Annotated in this window: 1 protein-coding gene; it reads right to left on the minus strand. The window is 39.0% G+C overall.

The window, feature by feature from the left end; translation table 11 throughout:
* Positions 1-403 precede the first annotated feature (403 nt).
* Complete coding sequence (locus tag A3739_RS08915) at positions 404-694, minus strand: hypothetical protein (protein WP_068474010.1); 291 nt, start codon at positions 692-694, stop codon at positions 404-406.
* Positions 695-721: the final 27 nt, after the last annotated feature.

Consider the following 721-nt stretch of genomic DNA (forward strand, 5'->3'; position numbering starts at 1 on the left):
TGGTTGAAACAAAAATAACCCAGGAATACCTAGCAAAAGACATAAGGGCCCGAACCCTAACCATTCTTCTTTAATTTTCATTTAACTCGCTTATTAAAATATGACTACTCTAATTAAAGCCTAGTTTGATATTAACAAGATGCTTTTATTACCCATCAAGATTACAACGGCGCTTATACGCAAAGTCGACCTCAACCTATAAGCGATTGTTAGTAAAGATCAAAGTCCGGCATCTCCCTCTTGACGCAGGCATCGAGAATGAATAAACGCCAAGGTCTGCTCTTGTCTATTTGCGAATGGAAAACCAATGTCCGCTTTTCATTCTTAGTACTTATTAGCGCCGCCATTTGCGGAATTTTGTCAGCCAGCTTGCTGGCGAGGCAAAATGGCTTTGCTATAGCCATTAGTGGGCGCCGCCATCATGCCCCCCCAAATTATCTGGGTAGTCATCGCGATTTTTTGACCACTTACTTTTATCAAAGATAATACTTATGAAAGTGGCTGATACCACTAAACCTAATCCGATGTATGAAGCATATGGAAAAGGGTTTCCCATTTTATAACCACACCAAGCCAAAATAAGAAAACCAACTAACCCAAGCAAAAATGAAATCACCTGATAAATAGGATAACAGGATTTTTTTGACGATTTCTTCGTCTTTTTATCTCTATGTTTACGTACCCTTTTTCCCATTTAGAGTAATTCCTTTACCTATAACGC

It is taken from the genome of Oleiphilus sp. HI0067 (genome assembly GCF_001635735.1).